At 64.0% G+C, this 22965-nt stretch carries 20 protein-coding genes; 3 read left to right on the top strand and 17 right to left on the bottom strand.

Going from position 1 to position 22965, the window contains the following annotated elements; translation table 11 throughout:
* Positions 1–5 precede the first annotated feature (5 nt).
* The 3 genes from fapF to PM2_RS04760 all read left to right on the top strand — a co-directional run bounded on the left by fapF (position 6) and on the right by PM2_RS04760 (position 4447).
* Entirely contained in the window at positions 6–1286 is a 1281-nt protein-coding gene (gene fapF / locus PM2_RS04770; RefSeq protein ID WP_016714148.1) for a fibril amyloid transporter FapF, read from the top strand.
* A gap of 136 nt (positions 1287–1422) precedes the next feature.
* Positions 1423–3624, top strand: a complete 2202-nt coding sequence (locus PM2_RS04765) for an LTA synthase family protein (RefSeq protein ID WP_028698766.1) — start codon at positions 1423–1425, stop codon at positions 3622–3624.
* 94 nt (positions 3625–3718) lie between these two features.
* Positions 3719–4447, top strand: a complete 729-nt coding sequence (locus PM2_RS04760) for a DUF899 domain-containing protein (RefSeq protein WP_028698765.1) — start codon at positions 3719–3721, stop codon at positions 4445–4447.
* A gap of 87 nt (positions 4448–4534) precedes the next feature.
* Here the strand turns inward: PM2_RS04760 and ureG are convergent, their stop codons facing one another.
* The 17 genes from ureG to PM2_RS04675 form a co-directional block, all read right to left on the bottom strand.
* Positions 4535–5158, bottom strand: a complete 624-nt coding sequence (gene ureG / locus PM2_RS04755; protein WP_010953755.1) for an urease accessory protein UreG — start codon at positions 5156–5158, stop codon at positions 4535–4537.
* An 11-nt stretch (positions 5159–5169) separates the two neighbouring features.
* Positions 5170–5844 carry an urease accessory protein UreF gene (locus tag PM2_RS04750; protein WP_028698764.1) on the bottom strand — a complete coding sequence of 225 codons (675 nt, stop codon included), beginning with the start codon at positions 5842–5844 and terminating at the stop codon, positions 5170–5172.
* Positions 5844–6389 (bottom strand): HupE/UreJ family protein, encoded by a 546-nt coding sequence (locus PM2_RS04745; RefSeq protein ID WP_016714152.1) that lies wholly within the window; start codon positions 6387–6389, stop codon positions 5844–5846. The genes PM2_RS04750 and PM2_RS04745 overlap by 1 nt, the downstream gene beginning before the upstream one ends.
* Before the next feature lie 18 nt (positions 6390–6407).
* Positions 6408–6905 (bottom strand): urease accessory protein UreE, encoded by a 498-nt coding sequence (gene ureE, locus PM2_RS04740; RefSeq protein WP_016714153.1) that lies wholly within the window; start codon positions 6903–6905, stop codon positions 6408–6410.
* A 10-nt stretch (positions 6906–6915) separates the two neighbouring features.
* Positions 6916–8619 carry an urease subunit alpha gene (gene ureC / locus PM2_RS04735; RefSeq protein ID WP_028698763.1) on the bottom strand — a complete coding sequence of 568 codons (1704 nt, stop codon included), beginning with the start codon at positions 8617–8619 and terminating at the stop codon, positions 6916–6918.
* On the bottom strand, positions 8616–8933 hold the full coding sequence (locus PM2_RS04730) for an urease subunit beta (protein WP_016714155.1): 318 nt from the start codon (positions 8931–8933) through the stop codon (positions 8616–8618). Before PM2_RS04730 ends, ureC begins: the two co-directional genes overlap by 4 nt.
* Before the next feature lie 19 nt (positions 8934–8952).
* Entirely contained in the window at positions 8953–9255 is a 303-nt protein-coding gene (locus PM2_RS04725; protein ID WP_003253929.1) for an urease subunit gamma, read from the bottom strand.
* 9 nt (positions 9256–9264) lie between these two features.
* Positions 9265–10098: an urease accessory protein UreD gene (locus tag PM2_RS04720; RefSeq protein ID WP_028698762.1), complete on the bottom strand. Its 834-nt coding sequence runs from the start codon at positions 10096–10098 to the stop codon at positions 9265–9267.
* Positions 10099–10377: 279 nt separating this feature from the next.
* Positions 10378–11292, bottom strand: a complete 915-nt coding sequence (locus tag PM2_RS04715; protein WP_016714157.1) for a site-specific integrase — start codon at positions 11290–11292, stop codon at positions 10378–10380.
* Positions 11293–11519: 227 nt separating this feature from the next.
* On the bottom strand, positions 11520–13778 hold the full coding sequence (locus PM2_RS04710; RefSeq protein WP_028698761.1) for an ATP-dependent DNA helicase: 2259 nt from the start codon (positions 13776–13778) through the stop codon (positions 11520–11522).
* A complete protein-coding gene (locus tag PM2_RS04705; protein ID WP_028698760.1) occupies positions 13775–15424 on the bottom strand; it encodes a VRR-NUC domain-containing protein in 1650 nt (549 codons plus the stop codon). The genes PM2_RS04710 and PM2_RS04705 overlap by 4 nt, the downstream gene beginning before the upstream one ends.
* A 73-nt stretch (positions 15425–15497) precedes the next feature.
* The gene (locus tag PM2_RS04700; RefSeq protein ID WP_019098283.1) at positions 15498–16799 is read right to left on the bottom strand and encodes an MFS transporter; all 1302 of its coding nucleotides are present in this window, start codon (positions 16797–16799) and stop codon (positions 15498–15500) included.
* A gap of 99 nt (positions 16800–16898) precedes the next feature.
* Entirely contained in the window at positions 16899–18143 is a 1245-nt protein-coding gene (locus PM2_RS04695; RefSeq protein ID WP_371257718.1) for a fumarylacetoacetate hydrolase family protein, read from the bottom strand.
* Positions 18140–19198: an Ldh family oxidoreductase gene (locus tag PM2_RS04690; RefSeq protein ID WP_028698759.1), complete on the bottom strand. Its 1059-nt coding sequence runs from the start codon at positions 19196–19198 to the stop codon at positions 18140–18142. The genes PM2_RS04695 and PM2_RS04690 overlap by 4 nt, the downstream gene beginning before the upstream one ends.
* Before the next feature lie 35 nt (positions 19199–19233).
* Positions 19234–20775, bottom strand: a complete 1542-nt coding sequence (locus PM2_RS04685) for a UxaA family hydrolase (RefSeq protein WP_016714163.1) — start codon at positions 20773–20775, stop codon at positions 19234–19236.
* A 191-nt stretch (positions 20776–20966) separates the two neighbouring features.
* Complete coding sequence (locus tag PM2_RS04680; protein WP_016714164.1) at positions 20967–21914, bottom strand: LysR family transcriptional regulator; 948 nt, start codon at positions 21912–21914, stop codon at positions 20967–20969.
* 28 nt (positions 21915–21942) lie between these two features.
* Positions 21943–22890 carry a LysR family transcriptional regulator gene (locus PM2_RS04675; RefSeq protein ID WP_028698758.1) on the bottom strand — a complete coding sequence of 316 codons (948 nt, stop codon included), beginning with the start codon at positions 22888–22890 and terminating at the stop codon, positions 21943–21945.
* Positions 22891–22965: the final 75 nt, after the last annotated feature.

Genomic DNA, 22965 nt, shown 5'->3' with positions numbered 1-22965 from the left:
AATCCATGCACCGATCTTTAACGCTCAACGCTTTTGTGTGTTTGACTACCCTGGCCCCGGCCACAATGCTCTACGCAGCTGCCGACCCACAGGTCGAGGCCCTCAAGCAGGAACTGATCGAGCTTAAACGCCGTTACGAAGCCCAGCAGCAAGCGCTGATGGTGCTGGAACAGCGCGTGCGACAGGTCGAGGAAGCCCCGGCGGCAGCGCAACCCAAACGCCTGGTTAAATCCCCCGCTGAAGGGGTCAAGGGGGCACAGACTGTCGCATCCGGCGCGCCGGGCACCACCGGCAGCTCCTACGGCCAGGCACTCACCGCCGACTCGGAGCCGGCACAAAGTGTGTCCAACCTGTATGACGAAGCCAGCGGCTTCTTCGGTGGCGGCAAGTTCAGCTTCGAAACCGGCCTGACCTACACCCATTACGATACCCGTGCGCTCACGCTCAACGGTTTCCTGGCGCTGGACTCGATTTTCCTCGGCAGTATCAACCTGGACCGCATCAAGGCCGACAACTGGACCCTGGACATGACCGCGCGCTACAACCTGGCGCAGCGTTGGCAGTTCGATATCAACGTGCCCGTTGTGTACCGCGAGTCTACCTACTCATCCGGCGGCGCGGGTGGCGCCGGGGCCAGCACCTCCGACGCCAGCGTGACCCGTGACCCGGAAATCGGCGACATCAACGTTGGCGTAGCGTACAAGTTCATCGACGAGGACGAGACCTGGCCTGACGCTGTAGCCACCCTGCGTATCAAGGCACCGACCGGCAAAGACCCCTATGGCATCAAGCTCCGCGAGGTCGACGGCAACAGTAACCTGGCAGTACCGGAAAGCCTGCCGACCGGTAACGGTGTGTGGTCGATCACACCGGGCATCTCGCTGGTCAAGACCTTCGACCCGGCCGTGCTGTTTGGCAGCCTGTCCTACACCTACAACATGCAAGACTCGTTCAGCGACATAAGCCCACAGGTCAACAGCAAGGTGCCGGGAGACGTGAAGCTCGGCGACTCCTGGCAAATTGGTGGTGGCATTGCCTTCGCCTTGAACGAAAAAATGAGTATGTCGTTCTCGGTGTCCGACCAGTTCGCCCGCAAGAGCAAGATCAAACCGGATGGTGGTGACTGGCAATCGATCTCCAACAGTGACTACAACGCCGCCAACTTCAACATCGGCATGACCTTCGCCGCCACCAACAACCTGACCATTGTCCCCAACCTGTCCATTGGTCTGACCGATGATGCGCCAGACTTCTCCTTCAGCCTGAAATTCCCCTACTACTTCTGATACTTGCCTTCAGCCAGGCCCGTGCAAGCGGGCATGGCTTTTGGTTACCAGCCTTGTAGCCAACCGCTTTCCACTTCCCGGCCTGTTATCATCAAGCACAGATGCATGACGATTTAATGGCAAAAGGGAAGTTTTTGTGAAGAACCTGTCCGACCACCCACGTACCCGGCTTGCCGCCTTGGCAGCCCTGGTGCTGGTGATCCCACTGGGTACGCGCGCCATGCTGGGTTGGTCCAACCCGCTCGGTTACCTGTCCGACCTCGCCCTCGGCAGCCTGCTGGTCTTGCTGCTGCACCGCCGGCCATGGTGGCTGGCCCTGCCCGTGCTGCTGGCCTGGGCTGCCCTGTGGGTGGCCTCGGCCGAACTCGTGAGCGCGGTGGGCCGATTGCCCACCAGCGCTGACCTGACGTACCTCGTCGACCCGCAATTCATGGAGAACTCTACCGGCGGCGGCCTGGCCCATGCCTGGCTGCCCTGGGTAATGGGCGCAGGCCTGCTGGCCTGGCTGGCCTGCGCGTGGCGCAGCCGCACCCGGCGCAGCCAGCCGCTGCCGCGCAAGGCCTGGGCCGTTCCCGCGCTGCTGTTCGCTACCCACTGGGGCAGCCAGCAGCTGGTACCCAGCGACGCCGATCAATGGCGGCAATACAACCTCACCCACCAATTGATGTCTGCCGGAGTCGGCACCCTGGAGCGCAAGGTCGAGGGCTGGATGGGCCGCACGCAAACGTTCACGCCGCTGGCCAGCAGCGGCCTGACGCAATCCGACCTGCATGGCCAGCGCCTGCTGGCCGGGCCAGGCAGTGCTCGCAACCTGCTGGTCATCACGGTGGAAGGTATCCCCGGGGCCTACCTGCGGCCCAATCGCCAGGCCCTGCACAGCCGCTTCGACGAAGACCTGATGCCCAAGGTCAGCCAGTGGGCCGAGCGCGGCATGAACACCCCGGACTACGTGCTGCACACCCACCAGACCATCCGCGGCCTGTACGCGATGCTGTGTGGTGACTACGACAAACTGGCCAATGGCACGCCCAAGGGCGTCGAGCTGCTAACCCAGAACGAACGCAACCAGGCCTGCCTGCCGGCGCAACTGCGCCAGGCCGGCTTTACCACCCACTACCTGCAAGGTGCCGGCCTGCGCTTCATGGCCAAGGACCGCATCATGCCGCACATCGGCTTCGATTCGGTGCACGGCCTGGAGTGGTTCCGCAACGAGAACTACCTGGACTTCCCTTGGGGCAAGGATGACCGGGCCTTCTTCGAAGGCGCCCTGGACTACGTCGGCCAGCTGCAAAAGCAGGACAAACCCTGGATGCTGACCCTGCTCACCGTAGGCACGCACCAGCCGTATTCGGCACCCGCCGAGTACCTGGAACGCTATGACACGCCCAAGCAGGCTGCGGTGGCCTACCTGGACGATGCGCTCGGGGCGTTTCTCGATAATCTGGAACGCCAGGGCGTGCTCAAGGACACGTTGGTTGTGGTGACCTCCGACGAGTCCCACGGCATCGACGGTGTGCGCCTGGCCTCGTCCTGGGGCTTCAACCTCACCCTGGCACCGGAACAGGCGCAACTGCCCCACATCAAGCGCGGCACATACGGCCATATCGACCTGGCCACCTCCGTGCTCGACTACTTTGCACTGCCCATTCCAATAGCGCTTGGTGGTCGCTCGCTGTACCGCGACTACGATACCGGCCGCGAAATGATTTCCTACACCAATGGCATGCTGCGCTATCACAACGGCCAAGGCGTCTTCACCGAATGTGACTTCCAGCAGCGCTGCCGGCGTTACGCCAGCGAGGGCTTCATTGCCGACCAGGCCCGCTATCTGGGCCAGGGCGATAGCCTGCTCGGCCAGCAGATCGGCGCCCTGGCCGGGGTGCTCGACCAGTCCCTGCTGCAAACCCCGCTCAACCTGCGTTACCAGTTCGGCGGCCCTTCGCCGATCAAGCTGCGCAAGCGCATTCACGATGACTGGGCCGATAACCTTATCGGCGCCCAGTACCTTGAAATGCCGGAAGGCTCGCACACTCGCGTGCGGGTGAAGGTGCGCTCGCTGGACCCCAAGCGTGTCGCCTACATTCAGCTCAAGGCTAAGCAACTGGAGCAGGACGTGCCATTGGGCCTGCCTGCCGAGGTGAAGGTCACCGCCGACGAACCGCTGGAGATGGAATTCAGCTTTGACAACCCGACCGAGCGCAAAGCGTTTTCCTTCCATTTGCTGGGGTATGGCGGCGGTAAGGTGGAAGTCAGCGACTTCAGCGTGATCACCGCACTGCCCGGAGAGGATGACGCCGCAGATGAACTGACCGAGGGCCACATTGCCCATTCGGGCTGAGCGGATAACCACTCATCGCCCGGCTACCGGTGCCTGTCGAATCGGCAAACGCGTGCTCGACTAGTGTGTGAACCCCCAGCGTGGAGACAGCACCATGAGCACAAGCGAAAGCAGGCACCCGGTGGTTTCCCGTAGCCAGTGGCTGGCGGCACGCCGGCAACTGTGGCTGCACGAAAAGGCCTTTACCCACCACCGCGACGCGCTGTCCGCAGCCCGTCGCGCCCTGCCCTGGGTCAAGGTCGAGCAAGGCTATCGCTTCCAGGGGCCGGACGGCGAACTGAGCCTGGCTGACCTGTTCGCAGGCCGCAGCCAGCTACTGCTTTACCACTTCATGTTCGCCGAAGGCTGGAGCGAAGGCTGCCCCGGCTGTTCGTTCCTGGCCGACCACTTTGACGGCGCCAACCTGCACCTGGCGCACCACGACGTGTCGCTGGTGGCGGTGTCACGGGCCCCCTATGCCGAATTTCAGGCGTTTCGCCGCCGCATGGGCTGGCAGTTCCCGTGGTACTCGTCACAGGGCAGTGGTTTCAACGAGGACTTCGGCGTCAGTGTGGGCAGCGAGGGAGAACGGCAGTACAACTATGAGCCTTATGACGGCAGTGAAAGCGAGTTGCCTGGCCTGAGTGCGTTCTACCGTGAAGCAGACGGCAGCGTTTACCACACCTACTCGACCTATGCCCGTGGGTTGGACATTCTGGTCAATACCTACAACTTCCTGGACATTGCGCCACTGGGGCGCAACGAAGGCGGGACCATGGACTGGGTACGGCACCATGACCGGTATGAAGGGCAGCCAGATAAACCTCACTGCTGCCACAAATGACCCAACCCAGCACGAAACCCTGTGGGAGCGGGTTTCCCGCTCCCACAATGACCGCGCCACGGCCCAGCCAGCACTCGATCCATCACATCAGCCGCGAACGCCTAGCATCCCGCGCTCGACGATAAAGTCGATCACCGCCTGCAACCCCTCGCCCTTCTTCAGGTTGCTGAACGTCCACGGCCGCTGCGGGCGCATGCGCTGGGTGTCGCGCTCCATCACCTCCAGCGAAGCCCCCACATAGGGCGCCAGATCAGTCTTGTTGATCACCAGGAAGTCCGACTTGGTAATGCCCGGGCCGCCCTTGCGTGGAATTTTCTCGCCCTCAGCCACGTCGATCACATAGATAGTCAGGTCGGCCAGCTCCGGGCTGAACGTGGCGCTGAGGTTGTCACCGCCGCTTTCCACGAAAATGACCTCCAGGTTACCGAACTTGCGTGCTAGCGCCTCAACGGCGGCCAGGTTCATCGAGGCGTCTTCGCGAATGGCCGTGTGCGGGCAACCACCGGTTTCCACGCCCACGATCCGCTCCGGCTCCAGGGCGCCGGCTTCGGTGAGGATGCGCTGGTCTTCCTTGGTGTAGATGTCATTGGTAACTACAGCAATCTGGTAGTGATCGCGCATGGCCTTGCACAGCGCTTCCAGCAGTGCGGTCTTGCCAGAGCCGACCGGGCCGCCGACACCGACGCGCAGGGGTTGTTGATAGCTTTGCATGAAGGCAGTCCTCAGGAACGGAACAAACGGGTGTATTGGGTTTCGTGACGCGATGAGGCAATGGCCAGCAATGGCAGGCCGCCACCGAGCTGGTCATCGGCCAGCGCCAGTGCCTGGTCAAGTGCAGCGGGCAATTCGGTGCCCAGGTCGCGCAGCAAGGTCTGGGCCGCCTGCTGGCCGAACGGCACCAGCTTGACCCCGGCCATGACCGCGCCTTCCAGCCAGGCAAAGCCATGGCCCAGGGCCAGCTGACGCAGTGGAATGCCCCAGTGCGCAGCCAACCAGGCCATACCGCCCAACTGGGTCAATTCAAGGCTGGCGCGCCACGCCGACGCCTGGCCCAGTTGCCAGCCGTCGAGCAGACGCGCCAACGCCGCACCACGCTGCTGCTCTTCCAGGCGCAGCTCGGCGGTTTCGCGGTTGGCCAGCAAGAAGCGGCTCCAATGGCCGAAGGCCTCGGCGTCCTCGGCCTGACAAGCGTGATACAAGCGCGCCAGCACCGGCCAGTCCAGGCAAGCCAAGGTGTCTTCGACCTGCACGCGCTGCCAGGCTGCGAAGCCGTCCACGCCCTTCACCCAGCCCACCTCGACCGCCCACTCCAGGCCTTGCGAATACGTGAAACCGCCCACCGGCAGGCCGGGGCTGGCCAGCTGCAACAGACGCAGCAACGCCAGGTCGCTGTCCATCAACCGGCCAGCACCAGCGCGGCACCGGCCAGCAGGCCACCACCGAAGGCTTTCTGCAGGCCACTGTGCCGGCGCAGCAGGCACCCGATGGCAAAGCCCGCCGCCAACAGCAAGCCGCTGACCGTGACAAAGCCGGCGCTGAACTGCCAGAACGCGCTCGGCGTGGCTTCCACGCCATGGGCCCAGCCGTGGAACAGGGCAAACACCGGCATGGCCATGGCCAGCAGCAACTGCCGGCTCGGTAGCAGCACCGCCCCGGCGGCCACCAGCAGCGACCCGGCAATCAGGGTTTCCATGCCCAGCACGTCACCGAACAGGTGGCCACAGACTGCCCCGCCAAACATCGCCGCCAGGGTTGCCAGGGGCAGTGTCAGGCTGCGCCGGGTCAGTGCAGCGAGTACGCCAGTGCCCAACAGCATCAGCAGGTGGTCAAGGCCCGTCAGCGGGTGCAGCAGGCCATCGTGCAACGGATTGCTGTCATGCCCAGGGTGAGCGAAAGCCGGCAGCGCCAGCATCAGTAGAAACAGGGCGAACGTCTTTTTCATGGGTTGCTCCAGGGCAGTTCAGGAATGGGCAGGCAGGCGAACGAACGGGTGATCGTTGCCGTGGGCATGGCTGTGGCCATGCGGCGCGCTCTGATAGGCGCCCGCTTCGGGCTCGAACGGAGCCTGTTCGGCCTCCACCGTCAGGCCCAGACCACGCAGCATGTCGTCCAGCACATGGTCGTGCTGGAAACGCAGCAGGCCAGGCTCGATCTGCAGGGGCACGTGGCGGTTCCCCAGGTGATAGGCCGCACGGGCCAACAGGTGCGGGTCGGCACAGCGCACCGTCGACACCGTTTCGGGTGCCGCCAGCACGCGAATCAGCTGGCTGCCATCGGCATCGGCAAGCAACTCTCCCCCGCGTAGCAGGTGGCCGCGTTCGAGCATCAGGCCGGCCTCGCGGCCATCGTCCAGGGTCACACGCAGGCGGCTCTTGATACGGCTGTCCACATCCAGGGTGACGGTGCCGGTTTCGGTGAGCGTGCCGGGCTCGGTGATGCGGCGGGTCAAGACAATCATCGGTGCTCCTTCAAAACAGGAAATAACGCTGAGCCAGCGGCAACTCGCTGGCCGGCTCGCAGACCAGCAGCTCGCCATCGGCACGGACCTGGTAGGTTTGCGCATCGACCTCGATCAGCGGCTGCAAAGTGTTGTGGACCATGTCCGGCTTGCGCACCCGGCGGCAGCCGTTGACCACGCCTACCAGGCTGCGCAGGTTCAGCTCTTCTGCCAGGCCGCGGTCCATGGCCGCCTGGGGCAGGAAGGTCATGCGTGTGGCATGCCGCGCCGCGCCCAGGGCGCCGAACATGGGCCGGTAGTGCACCGGCTGCGGCGTGGGGATAGAGCCGTTGATATCGCCCATGGGTGCGGTGACGATCATTCCGCCCTTGATCACCAGCGCCGGCTTGACCGCGAAGAACGCCGGCGACCACAGCACCAGGTCGGCCAGCTTGCCCGCCTCCACCGACCCCACTTCGTGGCCGATGCCATGGGTGAGTGCCGGGTTGATGGTGTACTTGGCGATGTAGCGTTTGACCCGGAAGTTGTCGCTGTAGGCGGTGTCAGGTGCCAGAGGCCCGCGGCGCAGCTTCATCTGGTGCGCGACCTGCCAGGTACGCAGTACCACTTCCCCGACCCGGCCCATGGCCTGGGAGTCGGACGACGTCATGGCAAAGGCACCCATGTCATGGAGAATGTCCTCGGCCGCAATGGTTTCGCGGCGAATGCGTGATTCGGCAAAGGCCACGTCCTCGGCAATGCTTGGGTCCAGGTGGTGGCAGACCATCAGCATGTCCAGGTGCTCGTCAACGGTGTTGACCGTGTACGGCAAGGTCGGGTTGGTCGAGGAAGGCAACACGTTGGCCTGCCCCGCCGCGCGGATGATGTCCGGCGCATGGCCACCGCCGGCACCTTCGGTGTGGAAGGTATGGATGGTGCGGTCGCCGATGGCCGCCAAGGTGTCTTCGATGCAGCCGGATTCGTTGAGTGTGTCGGTGTGGATCGCCACCTGGATGTCCATTTCCTCGGCCACGCCCAGGCAACAGTCGATGGCTGCAGGCGTAGAGCCCCAGTCTTCATGCAGTTTCAGGCCGACAGCGCCCGCAGCGATCTGCTCACGCAGCGCTTCAGGCCGCGAGGCATTGCCCTTGCCCAGCAAACCGATGTTGATCGGCAGGCTGTCGGCGGCCTGCAGCAAGCGCGCCAGGTACCAGGGGCCGGGCGTGCAGGTGGTGGCATTGGTGCCGGTGGCCGGCCCGGTGCCGCCGCCAATGAAGGTGGTGACGCCACTGTTAAGCGCCTCGTCCACCTGCTGCGGGCAGATGAAATGGATATGCGAGTCCACACCGCCGGCGGTGACGATCTTGCCTTCGGCCGCGATCACTTCGGTTCCTGGCCCGACCGGTACGTTCACGCCCGGCTGCACATCGGGGTTGCCGGCCTTGCCGATCACTGCGATACGCCCGTGCTTGATGCCAATGTCGGCCTTGACGATACCCCAGTGGTCGATGATCAGCGCATTGGTCAGCACCAGGTCCATGGCTTCGGCGGCCAGCATCTGGCCCTGCCCCATGCCATCGCGGATCACCTTGCCGCCGCCGAACTTCACTTCTTCGCCATAGATCGTGAAGTCCTTCTCTACCTCAACCCACAGCGCTGTGTCGGCCAGCCGCACGCGGTCGCCCACCGTGGGGCCAAACATGTCGGCATAGGCCTGGCGGGAAATACGGCTCATACCCTGCCCTCCAGCGCACCCATCACCTTGCCCTGGAAGCCGTAGACCTCACGCTTGCCGGCGTAGGCCACCAATTGCACGGTGCGCGCCTGGCCTGGCTCGAAACGCACGGCAGTGCCGGCCGGAATGTCCAGACGAAAGCCCAGAGTGGGCGCTCTGTCGAACACCAACGCGTCGTTGACTTCGAAGAAGTGGTAATGTGAGCCGACCTGCACCGGCCGGTCACCGTGGTTGGCCACGCTGACGCTGACGGTTTCCCGGCCACTGTTCAGTTCGATGTCGCCAGCAGCGACCTGGATTTCACCTGGGATCATGCGGGGCTCCTTGGCAGGTTCAGACGATGGGGTCATGCACGGTCACCAGCTTGGTGCCATCCGGGAAGGTCGCTTCGACCTGCACGTCGTGGAGCATTTCGGCAATGCCGGGCATCACCTGCTCGCGGGTCAGCACTTCGCGCCCGAGGCTCATCAACTCGGCCACAGTGCGGCCATCGCGTGCGCCTTCGAGCACGGCGGCGCTGATCAACGCCACCGCTTCCGGGTAGTTCAGCTTCAGGCCACGGGCCAGGCGCCGTTCCGCCAGCAAGGCAGCGGTGAACAGCAGCAGTTTGTCTTTCTCTCTTGGGGTCAGCTCCATGGCGCTCTCTCAGGTGGCCCAGATGCGTGGTGGGCAAGCTGGCAGGCCGAGGACGGCCGGGCGCAGCACATGCCACAGACGTTGCAGGGTGCGTTGCAGGTGTTGGTTGTCGTGGTCGAGCACACGGATGACCAGCAACGACCCCAGCAGGGTCGCGCCGGCCGGGGTGTCCAGTTCATCCAGCAGTGGGCGAACCTGCTCCAGCACCACCTGGTCGGCCGGTGCCGCACAGAACGTGGCGAGCAGCGGGTGACCGGCGAGCTTGTCCAGGCGCCCGCCTTCGATGCGCAGGCGTTCGTGCAGGCCGACTTCGTCGGGCAGTTCAATGTGCAAACGGCTGTCCAGCCTGCCCTGCTCGAAACGCTCGCTCATGACCGGGCGGCCGAGGCACAAGGTTTCCCAGGCCAGCAGCCGCGCCCCGGGTTCCAGGGTGAAACGGCTGTCGAGGCTGGCGCGGGCGCCGGAGAAGAAGATGCTGTCTTGCGGCAGCCATTCCAGGGTGCTGCCAGCCGCCAGCCGAAAACGCTGGGTCAGCCGTGCGGTGGGGCCGATGCTGCGGTAGAACTTGCTGGCGCCGGGCATAGTCAGCAGCGCGTGGCTGCCAGGTTCCAGGTGGATATCCAGTTCCAGGCGGTCGCCGGCGACAATGCCACCCGGCGGGTGCAACACATAGACATGGCACGGCGCACCTTCAGGATAGAAAGGCCGCTGCACCAAAAGAGGTCCGAAATGGCGCCACGCACCAAGGCGGGTCACGTCGTCGCGCCTGACAAAGCGCAACTGCAGGTGGGCGCTCCAGCCTGCATCGTCTTGTTGTTGTTCGATCTGCTCCGCGAGCGACATCCTGCGGCCCCTGAAATCCGTGGCCTGCTGGCCGTTTAGAGGGTCCGGCGCGGGCGGCTGCTAGCGCGCACGGCCTGACCACTCGATCAAATTCGCAGGCTGGATATAGCAGTTTGCGGGCCAACTCCGCAGGTGAAGGCAGATGAAACTTTTTTCGTAGCCGCTCTGGCACAGGGCATATGGGGGAATGGCGCACAAAGCGGGGGCGCGCACTGGCCCTGTTTCGGTGCCTACAGAAGTGCAATCGGGGCTGCAAAGCGGCCCCAAACACATCAAGACTCAGTAGTCGAAACGGTCCACCGCACGGCGGCGTTCGTTGTCATCACGGCGGTCATAGATGGCCGTGGTCTGGATATTGGCATGGTGTGCCAACTTCTGCGCAATCGACAGGTCATGCTCTTCGATCACCCGGGTGATGAATGCCCGGCGGAAGTCGTGCGGCATGATCTTCACCCCCACCTGCGCCCCGCGCTGGCGAGCGATGTAGTAGATGGCATGTTTGGTAATGCGCGCCCGGGTAATGTGGCTGCCACGGCGGATGCGGTTGAACAGGAACGGGTCATCCTCCGCACCGGCAGGCAGGTCCTGGCGGCGCAGGTCGAGCCAGGCCTGCAACTTCTCGAATGCCCACGGTGGGGCGTACTTGACCAGTTGGTGGTTGCCCTTGCCCACCACCTGCAGGCTGCGCGCCTCGAAATCGACCTGGTTCAGGTCGATGTCGACCGACTCCGACTTGCGCATGCCGGTTCCGTACAGCAAGGCAATGATCGCGGCATCGCGTACGCCCTGCGGCCGAGGGTCGGCCGCGCACACGTCCATCAATTCGCGAATCAGGCTGCGCCGCAAGTTGCGCCCGGGTGGCAGGCGGGTGCCAGTGGCCGGCTTGACCTCGCGAATGCGCAACAGTTGCTCATGATCGATCAGGCCCTGGCGCCAGGCCTCGTTCATCACGCCGCGAATCGCGTTGACGTACAGCGACGAGCTGTTGGGGGCGTATCCGTCGGCACGCAGGGCAGCCACCAGCGCGATCACATGGCCGGGCTCGAGCCGATGCCAAGGCACATCGACGATGTTGCAGTCGACAAAGCCCAGCCGGTCGGCGGCGTCCTGAAGGATGTAGCGCATGGTTTGCTGGCTGGATGGGGCCAGGCGGGCCATGTACTGCAGCAGCGGATTGTTGGAGAGATCGGACAAAACGTGAATCCTGTAGCGAAGCGGCGGCCGGTATTGAGCCGACCAGCATCTCAAGCAAGTTGAAACGATTGATGAACGAGGGCCAATGACGTTTCAAGCGCACGCCATTCGAACCCGAAGAAGTGCCATCATCTTGATATTCATGGATTTTATAACTGACACGGGCCAGATCTTAACCCATTTACAGCGTCAAGGGCCGCCCGTACGGCGCCAAGCCTGCCAGCCAACTAAATGGCCGTCGGCCACCACCCTGGGAACATCTGCTGCACCCGGGGCTCGGCAAAGCGCTCATCAATCAGCACCAGTACGCCACGGTCCTGGTCACCTCGGATAACCCGGCCCGCCGCCTGGATCACCTTGCGCACCCCCGGGTAGAGATAGGCGTAATCGAACCCCGCACCAAACTGCCGCCCAAGGCGCTGCTTGAACTGCTCGTTGACCGGGTTGACCTGCGGCAGCCCGAGTGTTGCGACAAACGCGCCGATCAAGCGCGTGCCAGGTAAATCCACCCCCTCACCAAAAGCACCGCCCAATACGGCGAAGCCGATGCCCTGCCCGTCGCTGACAAAACGATCGAGAAATGCCTGACGGGCCGCCTCGTCCATGCCCGGTTCCTGAGCCCATTGCGGAATCTGCGCATGCTGCTCTGCCAACAGCCCTGCCACCTGCTGCAGGTATTCGAAACTGCTGAAGAAGGCCAGGTAGTTGCCCGGCATCCGCTCATACTGCCGGGCAATCAGCTCGACGATTGGCGCCAGAGAGGCGTGACGCTGCTGGTAACGGGTAGACACCTGGCTGGCAATCCGCACCTCAAGTTGCTCTGCGCGAAACGGCGCGGCCACTTCCAGCCAGGCGGTGTCGGCTGGCATGCCCAGCAGGTCGCTGTAGAAATGCCGCGGGCTCAGTGTGGCGGAAAACAGCGTCACGCTACGCGCCGCCTGCATGCGCGGGGCCAGCAAGCGCGCCGGGGTGACATTGCGTAGGCACAGCGTAGCCAGCCGGCGCTTGCGTGGGCCCTGGCGCTGGCTGATGTCGAACAGGAAGTGCTCGTCGAACAGCTCGGCCACCCGGGTGAATTGCAAGGCGTGGTAGAAGAACTGCAACACCTGCGGGTCCATGTGCGCGGGCGCCTGGTTCATCTGATCCTGAATCAACCCAATGCACTGCTGCAAGGCACGCAGCAGGCCTTCGGGCAACGACTCGCTGGCCTGATACGGCGCACGCTGCTCTTTGTACAACGCGTTCCATTGCCGGTTCAGCCGGTCCAGCGCACTGCCAAGCCCGGGTGGTTTGCGCTGGCGCAATGCCAGCAACTGGCCCTGGTCGAGGCTGGCGCTGTACATGCCGCGCCCACGCTCGACCAGGTTGTGCGCTTCGTCCACCAGCACGGCAACGCGCCACTGGTTGAGCTGGGCAAGGCTGTACAGCAGCGCATGCGCATCGAAGTAGTAGTTGTAGTCGGCGACCAGCACGTCGACCCAGCGCGCCATCTCCTGGCCCAGGTAGTACGGGCATACCTGATGTGCCAAGGCCACTTCACGCAGGTTGGCGCGGTCGAGCAACGGCAGTGCTGCCGCCGCTTCGCGCGCCGCCGGCAAGCGGTCGTAGAAGCCCGCCGCCAATGGGCAGGACTCGCCATGACAGGCCTTGTCCGGGTGCTCGCAGGCTTTGTCGCGGGCGATCAGCTCCAGTGTGCGCAACGCGGGCTGGGGCGTTGCATCGGTAATCTGGCGCATGGCGTCCAGCGCCAGCGCCCGGCCCGGCGTCTTGGCCGTGAGAAAGAACAGCTTGTCCAGCTGCTGCGGCACCATGGCCTTGAGCAGCGGGAACAAGGTCCCGAGGGTCTTGCCAATGCCGGTGCTGGCCTGGGCCATCAGGCAACGGCCGGTACTCACCGCCTTGTACAAGGTTTCGGCCAATTGCCGCTGGCCCTGGCGGAACTGTGGGTAGGGAAAGCTCAGTGCCTGAAGGCCCTGATTGCGTTCGGCCAAACGTTGCTGCTGGCATTGAGCCCAGCCCAGAAAGCGCTGACACTGGATTTCGAAGAAGGCCCGCAGTTCAGTAGCCGTGAAATGCTCACTGAACAGCGTCTGCCCATCGCTGTCGACGTCCAGGTACACCAACGCCACCTCGATGGCCGACAGTTGACGTGCCTGACACATCAGCCAGCCATAAACCTTGGCCTGCGCCCAGTGCAACTGCCGGTGGTTGGCCGGCTGGCGCGCCAGGTCGCCACGGTGTGTCTTGATCTCTTCCAGGCGATTGCTGGCCGGGTCGTAACCATCGGCACGGCCGCGCACCTTGAGGGTTTCGAACTGGCCTTCGAGGGTAATCTCCGACTCGTAGCCGGCAGCACGCCGTGCCACTACCCGCTGGTGCCCTTCAATGCCCTCTTGAGCGGTGGGCGACGGGGTGAAGCGCAGGTCCAGGTCACCGACCTTGGCACTGAACTCGCACAAGGCGCGCACCGCCACGCTGTAGCTCAAGGTGTTTCGCTCCAGCGTACATGGCACACCGCGACCGGCAGTCCGTGTTGCCGGCAGAATTCCAGCCAGCGCAGTTGGTTATCCTGCAGGCGGTCACCGGGCCCCTTGACCTCGACCATGCGATAACGGCCCTGCTCGGGCCAGAACTGGATCAGGTCGGGCATGCCGGCACGGTTGCTGCGAATGTCCTGCAACAGGCGCAGGAAGCACTGCTTCAACTGGGCCGCCGGCAGGCAAGCCAAGGCCTGTTCCAGCAGTTCCTCGCTGAGCATGGACCAGAACACGAATGGCGACTGCAAACCCTGCTTGGCCTTGTAGCAGTCGAGAATCGCCTGGCGATGGCTACCCTCGTCGAGCCGACCGAGGCAGTGATCGAACAGCGCACTGCGCCGTTGCTGGAAGTCGCTGTCGTGCAGGTCTTGCGGCCCTGCCTGGAACGGGTTGAAGAACGCGCCGGGCACCGGAGCGAAGATGGCCTCCCAGCACAACAGGCCAAACAGGCTGTTGAACAGCGTGTTCTCCACGTAGTGTGCCTGGCCTCCCGCTTGTGCCAGATGCTGGCGCACGGCTTCCTCCACGCCGAGTGCTGCGTGCTCGCGGGGCAGTTCGAGTTCGATCAGCTCCAGTGGCGCAACCCGCTGGCGCCGCTGTGGCGGGCCGCCGAGTTTTCGCGCCAGGCGCGGCAGCATGCGCTCCAGCGCCTGCACTTCCAGCGCATTAGCAGGTGCCGCAGCCAGCTGCAACGCCAATGCGTGGGCCTGGGGCCACTGTTCGCTGCGCTCCAGCACCCGCACCTGGCGGATACGTGCCTGGGCATGGTTGCACTGCGCATACACGGCCATGGCCAGGTCCCATTCAGCCAGGCGCTCGCAGTGTTGGCCCAGGGCGAATTGCAACCGCGCATGGCGCCGGGCCAGCCAGGGGTTGTCGCTGTGCAGGCCCTGCAACGCCGCGAGGATTGGCAGCGGGTCGCCGCCCTGCTCCAGGCGCTCGGCGCACTGGTGCAGCGCCATGGCCAGGTCGACTTCGGCACGTTGCTGCAAGGCACGTGAATCGTGGCTGAACGGTACCTGCTCGTAACGCAGTACCCCCAGGTCGGCGAGGACGAAGTCAGACCAGTCCTGGTACAGGTTGCCGAAGAACAGCAGACGCATGCGGTCGCACAGGGGCTGCAGGCACCACTGGACAATGCGTACCTCGCTGTCAGGGAACCATTCGCTCAGTGGCCGGGCAGCCAGCTCCAAGGGTTGCAGCTGTGCCAGCAGATCCTGCTTGGCGGCGCGGGGGCGGCTCAATTGCGGGGCGAAGCAACGGGCCAGCTCGTCTTTGCGAAGCAAGGCGAACAGTTGCTCCAGTGCCAGTTGCTCGGGCTCCCGTACCCAGCCGAGCGCCTGCAACGGCTGCAGCGCCAGCGTGGTATCGCCGATTTCGACGTAGTCCAGCCGGTCGCTGCGAAACAACTCGCCCTTGCGCATGACCATGCGCACCATCAAGGCCTGAGCGGGCGCCTCCAGATGGTTGAAGGCCTGGATGAACGCCAGCTCCTGGTCATCGAGCAGGTCCTGGTAGCGCTGTTCTACCCACAGCAGCACCTGGCGGAAATTGTGCAGGTAGTAGAACGGGTCGTCGACGGAATGAGCAATCACAAGTACAGAGTCAGGCGGCTGGAACAACTACTGGTTATACATACAGACCAGCACGCCTGGCAAGTACCGTGGGTCACTCCGTCGCGGTGACCATGTCCCCCGCCTCGGCCTTCACGCTGCCAAGCGGCGCCTGCAGCAGCAGGAAGTAAGCCACCGCCGAGCACAGCGCCACCACCGCACTGATCATGAACGCCGTGGTGAACGAGCCCGAATACTGGATGCTGAAGCCGGTCACGATCGGCGCGACAGAGCCGGCGATGTAACCGCCGAAGTTCTGGATCGAACCAAACGAGGCCACGCGCTGGCTGTCGACGATGGTGTTGACGATCATCCAGGCGGTTGCGCTGGCCATGTTGATGCTGAACAGCGCCAGGCACAGCAGGATGATGCAGCCGGTCAGGCCGGTGACGAACGACAGCGGCAAGGTGAACAGTGCTGCCAGCACCAGGCCGGTGATGACACTGAACTTGCGGCTGCCCAGCACACTCATGCCACGTTTTACCAGCCAGTCGCAGAAGCGGCCGGCAACGATAGTACCTGCCGCGCCAAAACCGTAGGCCAGCGACACGACCCAGGCGGTCTTGTACAGGTCCAGGCCGTGCTCACGCTCGAAGTAACCCGGCAACCAGGTCAAGTGCAGCCACAGCATGTAGATCACACCCATGAAGCCCAGTACCGCCCCCCAGGTGCTGCGGTGCTTGAACAGGTCGAGCCAGCCGGCAAAGTAAGAAGGCTTCGGCGCGTGCACCGAGGACGCGGGCGCCTGGTGCTCACCCGGCAGCGGCTTGCCTTCGGCTGCCAGCTCGGCCAGGTATCGCGCCTTGCTTTTGTAGAAGCTCAGCCAGCACACCGCCAGTACCACGCCGATCACGCCTGTAATGATGAACATGCCGCGCCAGCCGAAGTTGACCATGAACAGCGTCAGCAACGGCGGTGCCAGACAGGGACCAAGGCAGGTCGACGACCACACCACGCCGGTTGGCGTGCCGCGTTCGTTGGCATCGAACCACTCCGACAAAGCCTTGGCGGCCGACGGGAACATCGGCGCCTCGCCAATCCCCAGCAATACCCGCAGGCCCATGAAACCGGCAAAACTGCTGACCATGCCGAACGCAGCCTGGGCAACCGACCAGCCCAGCAACGAGGCACCGAGGGCGATCTTGCTGCCCAGGCGGTCGATGATCATGCCCATCGGCAGTTGGGCAAAGGCATAGGCGATGGAAAACGCCGACAACAGAATGCCCATCTGCGAAGGGCTGATCATCATGTCTTTCTGGATGGAGGTGTTGGCGATCGACAGCGCACTGCGGTCCAGGTAGTTGACGATGCCGATCAGCAGCAGGAACACGACGGTGATGCGCTGGTACTTCTTCATAGGGTTCATGTGTCGACCTTTATTATTATTGTTGCCGCGCTGTCAGCGCCTTGGCGATCCCTCGTTGATGCTGCGCCCCTCCCTGGCGCAGCGTGTCGTTCAGGGCCTGCGTGCAGTGGCTGCAACCTCCAGCAAGCCACGCCGGCCGAGGTTGTCGATCAGCGCGCGCAGGCCGAACGCCCATTGCGGTGCCAGGTCGCTGGTGGTCACGCGGTTGCACAAGGTGCCCAGTTGCGGGTTGCTGATGCTCACCACATCGCCCGGCTTGTGGGTAAAGCCGTTGCCCGGCTGGTCGCGGTCCTGCTTGGGCGCGAACAGGGTGCCAAGGAACAGCACCAGGCCGTCGGGGTATTGATGGTTTTCGTTAAGCGTCTGCTGCACCAGGTCTTGGGGGTCGCGGCTGATCTGGCGCATGGAGCTGCGACCCGACAGGACGAAACCGTCTTCACCCTCCACCCGCAGGTCCACCTCGGCAGTGCGAACGTCGTCCAGCCCGAAGCTTTCGTCAAACAGCCGCAGCAGCGGCCCCAATGCAGTGGAGGCGTTGTTGTCCTTGGCTTTGGACAGCAGCAAGGCACTGCGCCCTTCGAAGTCGCGCAGGTTGACGTCGTTGCCGAGCATGGCGCCCTTGATACTGCCATCGCTCGACACCGCCAGCACCACTTCCGGCTCCGGGTTGTTCCAGCTGGACTTGGGGTGGATGCCGATGTCCGCGCCATGGCCAACCGCCGACAGCGGCTGGGCCTTGGTGAATACTTCGGCATCCGGGCCAATGCCCACTTCCAGGTATTGCGACCACAGGCCCTGCTCCACCAGCACCTTGCGCAGCGCTTCGGCTTGAGCCGAACCCGGCACGATCTGCGAAAGGTCGGCGCCAATGCGGCTGGCCAAGGTGTCACGGATCGCATCGGCCTTGGCCGGGTCACCCTTGGCCTGCTCTTCCACCACACGCTCCAGCAGGCTGGTGGCGAAGGTCACACCCGCGGCCTTCACCGCCTGAAGGTCGATGGGTGCCAACAGCCATGGCTGGCGCGGGTCGCGCCGGGCGGGGTCGCTGTTGGCCAGTAACGCCGGTAGCGCAATGAGCGGCTCGGCCAACGGCAAGGCACGCAGGTATGCGGCCGGGTCATCCACTTCAAGCAGCGCCGAGACCGTCGCCACATGGCTGCTGATATCGTAGACGGCGCCAGCCTTCACCCGCACCACCGCCGGCCCCTGTTCCGGCAACCAGACGCGCCCTACCCAACTGCCACTGTCGAACACGCTGGCATCAAAACTTAGCGGTAGCGGTTGATGGGTGTTCGATCGATCATCAGTCATCTGTGTACCCTTACTGTGCATCATTGGGAAAATGTCGGCAGTTCCATCAGCCCGGCCAGGCGGTCGAGGTCGGCCATCAACTGCGGCGACAGGCTTACGCCCTGCGCCAGTGCCTGGCGACGCAGGGCAAGGCCGGCTTGCCCGGGCAGGCGTACCGGGCGTTCGGGATCGAGCGGGCGGCTTGCCAGAATCAGGCGGCCAAGGAAGCTGGTTTCGTGGGTGAACGCCTCCAGGCCACCGAAGAAGCGCGGGTCAATGACCACGGCAGTGGCCGAGGCGCCCCACTGGGTGGGTTCGTCCTTGCGTCCATGACCGGCCAGGCCCGAGGTCAGGGCTTCGACCAGCAGCGCCAAGGCGAAGCCTTTGTGACCAAAGGCCTGCCCCCCCAGAGGCAGGATGCTGCCTGGCGGGGTAGTGAAAAAATCGCGCGGGTCGTCACTCAGTTGCCCGTCGTTGCTCACCAGCACCGGGTGGGGCAGGCGGCTGCCGGCATCGCGGCATTGGCCGACCAACCCGAGGGTGACCGTGGACATGCTGACGTCCAGCAGTATCGGCTCGCCCTGGGTCGGTATACCGGCAGCAATCGGGTTGGGGGTGTACACGGGGTCGATACCGCCATGGGCGCAGACCAACGCCACACACGGGTCCGACGAGTAGACCATGGCCACCAGGCCTTGGTCGGTATAGGGCTTCAGGTAGGCGGCCAGGCAACCTATGTGCGAAGCCCGGCGCACCACGGCGATACCGATGCCCTGCGCGGTCGCACCTTTGGCTGCGCAGTCCAGTGCACGGCTGACGCAGTATGGCCCCAGTACATAGTGGCCATCGAACACGCTGGAAATACCACTGTCCGACACGTGCTCCAGCGCCTGTGCGCGGGCCTTGACCTGCCCGCTGAGGATGCCATCGATGTAACGGCTGACCAGGTTCAGGCCATGGGTACGGTGCCCGAGCAGTTCGCCTTCGAGCAGCACCCGGGTGACCACTTGGGCGACTTCGCTATCGGCACCGGCTTTTACGAACAGTTGCTCGACAAAGGCGGTTAGCGCTTGCACGTTGTAACGTGTGGGTTGGGTCATTACGGTTGCCTCGAAAATGGGACGGGAGCGGACGATCAGGTCACGGCGCCAATCTGCCAGGGCACGAATTCGTTCTGCCCATAGCCGTGCTGTTCGCTCTTGCTGCGCGCCCCGGAGGCAATGCGCAGCATCTGATCGAAGATGTACGCACCCCGCTCCTCGATGCTGGTGGAGCCATCGGCAATGCCACCGCAATTGACGTCCATGTCTTCTTGCTGGTGCTCGAACACCCGGTTGTTGGTAGCCAACTTGATCGACGGCGCGGGGGCACAGCCGTAAGCCGAGCCTCGACCGGTGGTGAAGGCGATCAGGTTGGCCCCGCCGGCCACCTGGCCGGTGGCCGAGACCGGGTCGTAGCCGGGGGTGTCCATGAACACCAGGCCTTGTGCGCGCACGGCTTCGGCATACTGATACACGTCGACCAGGTTGCTGGAACCCGCCTTGGCCACCGCGCCCAGGGATTTCTCGAGGATGGTGGTCAGCCCGCCTGCCTTGTTACCGGCCGAAGGGTTGTTGTTCAGTTCGGCGTTCATGCGCTGGCAGTAGTCTTCCCACCAGCGAATGCGCGCCACCAGCTTCTCACCCACCTCACGGCTGACTGCGCGGCGCGTCAGCAAGTGCTCGGCGCCGTAGATTTCCGGGGTTTCGGAAAGGATCGCGGTACCACCGGCGGCCACCAAGCGGTCAACCGCATTGCCCAGTGCGGGGTTGGCGGTAATCCCCGAGTAGCCATCGGAGCCGCCGCATTGCAGGCCGACTACCAAATGCTGTGCGCTGACCGGTTGACGCCTCACCTGGTTGGCCTCGGCCAGCAGGCTGCGAACCTGCTCGATGCCTGCCGCTATGGTTTTCGAGGTGCCACCGATGCCTTGGATCGTGAAGGCACGCAACTGTGCGCTGGCCTGCAGGCCCTGGGTTTCCAGCAGGCTTTCAATCTGGTTGGTTTCACAGCCCAGGCCGATGATCAGCACGGCAGCGAAGTTGGGATGCACGGCGTACCCGGCCAGGGTTCGGCGCAGCAGGCCAAGGGCTTCGCCGCTGGGGTCCACGGCGCAGCCGGCACCGTGGGTCAGGGCCACCACCCCGTCGATGTTCGGGTAATCGGCAAGCGCTTCGGGGTGGATGTCGCGGCGGAAATGGTCGGCCACCGCCCGGGCTACCGTGGCCGAGCAGTTCACCGACGTGAGAATACCGATGTAGTTGCGAGTGGCGACCCGGCCATCGGCGCGCACGATGCCTTGGAACTGCGCTGCGCTGCCCGGCTGGCTGCGGGTGTCGACACCGAAGGCATAGTCGCGGGCAAAGTCACCCATCTGGACGTTGTGCACATGCACATGGTCGCCGGCGTCGATGGCCTGCGATGCAAAACCGATGATCTGGCCGTACCGGCGCAGCGGCTGGCCCTGCTCCACACGAACCGTGGCAAGCTTGTGGCCCGAGGGGATAGGCTGGCGCACGGTAATCGCCTCGGCCTCCAGACGCAGGCCTTGCGGCAGCGGCTGACGGGCGATCAGTACATTGTCCAGCGGGTTCAAGCGGATGACGGCAGGGTCACCGGATTTGGCAATCAGTTGCATGGGACCTCTCAGGGCAGTGCGGCTGACTTCTTGTTATGGCTGTGGCCACTTTAAGAAGCCTTGCGTGGCATTCCCAATGAGATGATCCGATCAAGCGATAACCTGAAGTTATCGCAAGAGGATTTCAGCACCTGATTATCAATCACCTGTGCGACCATGAGGGCTGCGCTACACGCCCCCCGGGGCTATCTCTACACGGCCCTGCGACGCTGCGCGCCCTCCAGCAGGATCTCGACAAACGCCCGAGCCGAAGCGCTCAGCGGTTCCTCCTTACGGGTGACCACACCATACTCCAACGCAGGTACATGCAAGGGGCTGCGCAGCTCCTTGAATTGCCCGCTGGCCAGCTGTGCGGCAACCATCGAGCGCGGCAACATGGCAATCATCGGTGCCGATTGCAGCAGCTGCAGGAACATCGGCATGGAGATGGTCTCGACACTGTCGGCAGGCGTGGCGATACCGGCCACCCGGAACGCCTGCTCCAGGCGGTTGCGGATCGGCGTGCCCACCGGGTACAGCACCCACGGCCAGTCGCCTAGCGCTTCAAGGGGTGTGCTGTCGAGCTGGTTGAGCGGGTGCTCGCTGTTCACTACCAGGCTGAAAGGTTCGGGCTCCAAGGGCTGGAAGTCGAACAGCTGGCTGAAGCGTTCCTCAGTAAAGCGGCCGATCATGATGTCCAGCTTGTTCTGCTCAAGCATGGCCAGCAGGTGATCGCTGGAGTGCTCCACCACTTCAATCGACAGTAACGGGCTGCGCGCCTTGATGGCGGCGATGGCCTGCGGCAGAACCAATGCAGTCGCGGCAAAGATACCGCCAACACGAATAAAGCCGTGCCCGCCGTTGCGCAGGCGGTTGACCTGGTCGACGAACTGCTGCGACTCGGCCAGCGCACCCTGAGCGTAACGCACCACGTACTCGCCCAGTTCGGTAGGTGGCATGCTGCGCGGCAAGCGCTCGAACAGGGCGAAGCCGAACTGCTCCTCAAGGTCGCGCAGCATCTTGCTCAGGGCCGGCTGGCTAAGGTTCATGCGGGTGGCGGTTGCATGCATGTTGCGCGTGCGCGCCAGGGTGTCGATCAGCACCAGGTGCTTGTAGCGAATCCAGTTGCAAAAGCTGGAATGGGTCATGTCCGGCGGCATAGACGCAGGGCCTCATGCTGGGTGAAGGTCATTGCGCCCGCAAGTAGCGCAGCAAAGTATCGAGGGCAACCGAGTGGGGCCGTGAACGCAAGGTGAGTACACCGAGGTTGGCCATGGCCAGTGGCAGTTCCACCGGCAGGATGGCGACCATCCCATAGCGGGCATAGTGCTCGGCTACGTCATTGGGCACCACTGCAATCATTTCAGAGGCTTCGAGCATGGCCGTGGTTGCCAGGATCGAGGCGGTTTCGACGATGTCCAGCGACTGCACCATGCCGCCGGCCTGCAGCGCGCTTTCGACGCGGCGGCGCATCGGGCTGCCGATGGGGTGCAGGATCCAGGTCAGGCTCACCAGGTCGGCCAGCTGCAACCCGGTGGCGCGGGCCAAGGGGTGGCCTGCGCGGGCAATCACGCGCATCTGCTCACCCCCTTCGAACAGCTCGATGTTCAGCGCCTGGCTGTCGCTCTGGTCCGGCAGGCGCCCCACCACCATGTCGAAGTCACCGCGCAGCAAGGCGGGCAGCAAGGTATCGCTGGTACCGACTTCCAGGGCGATGCGTACCTTGGGGTGGTTGTGCTTGTAAGCCAGTATCGCCTTGGTCAGCACGCCCGGCACCGGCCCCATGACGCTGCCCACGCGCACCAGGCCCAAGGCCCCGCGCGCCAGCTCGGCGATTTGCGCCTGGGCATGCTCGAACTCATGCAACGCGTTCTGTGCGTAGCGGATCATCACCTCGCCGTACAGCGTTGCTTGCATGCCCCTTGGCAAACGCTCGAACAGACGTACGCCAAGACGCTCCTCCAGTTGCTGCAGCAACAGGCTGGCCGCCGGTTGCGTGGTGTGCATCGCTGCCGCAGCGCGGCGCAGGTTGCCAAATTCGCCCAAGGCATTGAGCAGCGTGATCTGCCGGCTGGAGATTTTCAGTGCGCCAAGGCTGGCAGGCGCCTGGGCGTTATCGGGCGGCAAGCGAGACATATCGAATCCGGTATCGCTGGTTAAGATTTGGCGATTATGCCTGTATCGCTCGACAACCTACAGTCAGCGCTCCCA

Source organism: Pseudomonas monteilii NBRC 103158 = DSM 14164 (assembly GCF_000730605.1).
GTDB classification, from domain to species: Bacteria; Pseudomonadota; Gammaproteobacteria; order Pseudomonadales; family Pseudomonadaceae; genus Aquipseudomonas; species Aquipseudomonas monteilii.
This window is presented reverse-complemented; position numbering and strand designations above follow the sequence as displayed.